This window comes from Enterobacter sp., from assembly GCF_977039595.1.
Map to the genome: position 1 here is coordinate 1 of NZ_CDRQYH010000128.1, position 3,828 is coordinate 3,828.

Here is a 3,828-nt window from a genome sequence, read left to right on the forward strand (position 1 = left end):
GGCGGCAACTCTGAGGGAAATGGCAACAAAGGTGGTCGCGAGCAGGGGCCGCCGGATCTGGATGATATCTTCCGCAAACTGAGCAAGAAGCTTGGTGGCCTTGGCGGAGGAAAACGTTCTGGCTCGGGTGGCAATTCCACTCAGAGTACGCGCCCGCCAATGGGTGGCCGCGTAGTGGGCATCGTGGCCGCTGCGGTAGTCATCATCTGGGCAGCCAGCGGGTTCTACACCATTAAAGAAGCAGAACGCGGCGTAGTCACCCGTTTCGGTAAGTTTAGCCATCTGGTTGAGCCGGGTCTGAACTGGAAGCCAACCTTCATTGACGACGTGACCGCGGTAAACGTGGAATCCGTCCGTGAACTGGCCGCCTCCGGCGTGATGCTGACCTCTGACGAAAACGTGGTGCGCGTTGAGATGAACGTGCAGTACCGCGTGACCGATCCTGAGCGTTATCTGTTTAGCGTGACCAGCGCCGATGACAGCCTGCGTCAGGCGACTGACAGCGCCCTGCGTGGTGTCATCGGTAAATACACCATGGACCGTATTCTGACCGAAGGTCGTACCGTTATTCGTAGCGATACCCAGCGCGAGCTGGAAGAGACCATTCGTCCGTACAACATGGGTATCACCCTGCTGGACGTCAACTTCCAGGCTGCGCGTCCGCCGGAAGAGGTGAAAGCCGCATTTGACGATGCGATTGCTGCCCGTGAAAACGAACAGCAATATATCCGTGAAGCAGAAGCGTACACCAACGAAGTTCAGCCACGCGCTAACGGTCAGGCGCAGCGTATTCTGGAAGAAGCGCGCGCGTATAAGACCCAGACCATCCTGGAAGCTCAGGGTGAAGTGGCTCGCTTTGCGAAGATCCTGCCTGAATACAAAGCAGCGCCGGAAATTACCCGTGAGCGTCTCTATATCGAGACCATGGAAAAAGTGCTGAGCCACACCCGCAAAGTGTTGGTTAACGACAGTAAAGGCGGAAACCTGATGGTGCTGCCGCTGGATCAGATGCTGAAGGGCAGTTCTGCACCGGCAGCAAAAGACACCAGCGGAGCGAACAACCTGCTGCGTCTGCCGCCAGCCTCAACAGGCAGCGCCAGCTCGAACACAACGCCTTCTTCGAACGATGGTGACATTATGGACCAACGCCGTGCTAACGCGCAGCGTAACGACTACCAGCGTCAGGGGGAATAAGGATGCGTAAGTCAGTTATTGCGATCATCGTCATCGTACTGGTCGTGCTTTATACCTCGATCTTTGTGGTGAAAGAGGGCGAGCGTGGGATCAAGTTCCAGTTCAGCAGCGTCGTGCGTGATGGCGACAAACGCCCGGTGATTTACGAGCCGGGTCTGCACTTCAAGGTGCCGTTCATTCAGTCCGTAAAAACGCTTGATGCGCGTATCCAGACCATGGATAACCAGGCAGATCGTTTTGTGACCAAAGAGAAGAAAGACCTGATCGTTGATTCCTATATCAAATGGCGCATCAGTGATTTCAGCCGTTACTTCCTGGCAACGGGCGGCGGTGACGTTTCTCAGGCAGAAGTGCTGTTGAAACGTAAGTTCTCTGACCGTCTGCGTTCTGAGATTGGTCGTCTGGATGTGAAAGACATCGTGACCGACTCCCGTGGTCGTCTGACCCTGGAAGTTCGCGATGCGCTGAACTCCGGCACAGCGGGCACTGAAGATGAAGTTTCAACGCCGGCAGCAGACGATGCGATTGCCAAAGCGGCTGAACGTGTTCAGGCGGAAACCAACGGTAAAGTGCCGGTGATCAATCCGAACAGTATGGCTGCACTGGGTATCGAAGTCGTTGACGTGCGTATCAAGCAGATCAACCTGCCGGTGGAAGTATCCGAGGCGATTTACAACCGTATGCGCGCCGAGCGTGAAGCGGTAGCCCGTCGTCACCGTTCACAGGGTCAGGAAGAGGCTGAGAAGCTGCGTGCTGCAGCAGACTACGAAGTCACCAAGACGCTGGCGGAATCTGAGCGCCAGGGCCGTATCCTGCGCGGTGAAGGTGATGCGGAAGCCGCGAAACTGTTTGCTGATGCCTTCAGCCAGGATCCTGACTTCTATGCCTTTATCCGTAGCCTGCGTGCCTACGAGAATAGCTTCCAGAGCAGCCAGGATGTGATGGTGCTTAGCCCGGACAGCGATTTCTTCCGTTATATGAAGACGCCGACTAACGCAACGCGATAAACTCAGGCTCGTTTGAGTATTCAAACCACCGCTCTCAACGGAGCGGTGGTTTTCTTTTATAAGGAACAAAAATGAATTCAACGATCTGGCTCGCGCTGGCCCTGGTCCTGGTGCTTGAAGGCATGGGACCGATGCTCTATCCACGCGCCTGGCGTCGAATGATCGCCACCATGAGCCAACTGCCGGATAATATTTTACGTCGTTTTGGCGGCGGTCTTGTGGTTGCGGGCATCGTGATCTACTACATGTTGAGGAAAACGATTGGCTGATCAAAAAGTAGGCGCAATCGGCGTATTTTGAGGTCAAAAAGTGCTGTATATCTGAAAAAGCGATGGTAGAATCCATTTTTAAGCAAACGGTGATTTTGAAAAAAATGGGTAACAACGTCGTCGTACTGGGCACCCAATGGGGTGACGAAGGTAAAGGGAAGATTGTTGATCTTCTGACTGAACGGGCTAAATATGTTGTGCGCTACCAGGGCGGTCACAACGCAGGCCATACTCTCGTAATCAACGGTGAAAAAACCGTCCTCCATCTTATTCCATCAGGCATTCTTCGCGAAAACGTCACTAGCATCATCGGTAACGGCGTTGTGCTGTCTCCAGCGGCGCTGATGAAAGAGATGAAAGGTCTGGAAGACCGTGGTATCCCTGTTCGTGAGCGTCTGCTGCTCTCCGAAGCCTGCCCGCTGATCCTGGATTATCACGTGGCGCTGGACGTAGCGCGTGAGAAAGCGCGTGGCGCGAAAGCGATCGGCACCACCGGTCGTGGTATCGGCCCGGCTTACGAAGATAAAGTTGCACGCCGCGGTCTGCGCGTGGGCGACCTCTTCGACAAAGCGACCTTCGCTGAAAAACTGAAAGAAGTGATGGAATATCACAACTTCCAGCTGGTGAACTTCTATAAAGCTGACGCTGTTGACTACCAGAAAGTGCTGGATGACGTCATGGCGATTGCAGACATTCTGACCGGTATGGTTGTTGATGTGTCCGATCTGCTGGACCAGGCGCGCAAGCGTGGCGATTTCGTCATGTTCGAAGGTGCACAGGGTACGCTGCTGGACATCGACCACGGTACCTATCCGTACGTCACCTCCTCTAACACCACCGCGGGTGGCGTGGCGACCGGCTCTGGCCTGGGTCCACGTTATGTGGATTACGTACTGGGCATCATCAAAGCGTACTCCACTCGCGTGGGTGCGGGTCCATTCCCGACCGAACTGTTTGATGAAACCGGCGAGTTCCTGTGCAAGCAGGGTAACGAGTTTGGCGCGACCACCGGTCGTCGTCGTCGTACCGGCTGGCTGGATGCGGTTGCAGTGCGTCGTGCCGTGCAGATCAACTCCCTGTCTGGCTTCTGCCTGACCAAGCTGGACGTACTGGACGGCCTGAAAGAAGTGAAAATCTGCGTAGGCTACCGTATGCCAGATGGCCGCGAAGTGACCACCACTCCGCTGGCTGCTGACGACTGGGAAGGCATTGAGCCAATCTACGAAACCATGCCGGGCTGGTCTGAGACCACCTTCGGCGTGAAAGAGCGTAGCGGCCTGCCGCAGGCGGCGCTGGATTACATCAAGCGCATTGAAGAACTGACCGAAGTGCCGATCGATATTATTTCTACCGGCCCG

General features: G+C 55.3%; 4 protein-coding genes. All 4 read left to right on the plus strand.

Annotated features, from left to right (window positions below):
• Positions 1–1,194 (plus strand): FtsH protease activity modulator HflK (gene hflK / locus ACWYRJ_RS20550; protein ID WP_455508526.1); only part of this gene is annotated, 1,194 nt, incomplete at its 5' end.
• Between the two features lie 2 nt (positions 1,195–1,196).
• Positions 1,197–2,201, plus strand: coding sequence for a protease modulator HflC (hflC, locus tag ACWYRJ_RS20555; protein ID WP_111965392.1), 1,005 nt, complete (start codon positions 1,197–1,199; stop codon positions 2,199–2,201).
• A gap of 71 nt (positions 2,202–2,272) precedes the next feature.
• Positions 2,273–2,470, plus strand: a complete 198-nt coding sequence (locus ACWYRJ_RS20560) for a DUF2065 domain-containing protein (protein WP_111965391.1) — start codon at positions 2,273–2,275, stop codon at positions 2,468–2,470.
• 104 nt (positions 2,471–2,574) lie between these two features.
• Positions 2,575–3,828, plus strand: a 1,254-nt coding sequence (locus tag ACWYRJ_RS20565) for an adenylosuccinate synthase (protein ID WP_455508527.1), incomplete at its 3' end; no start/stop codon positions are given.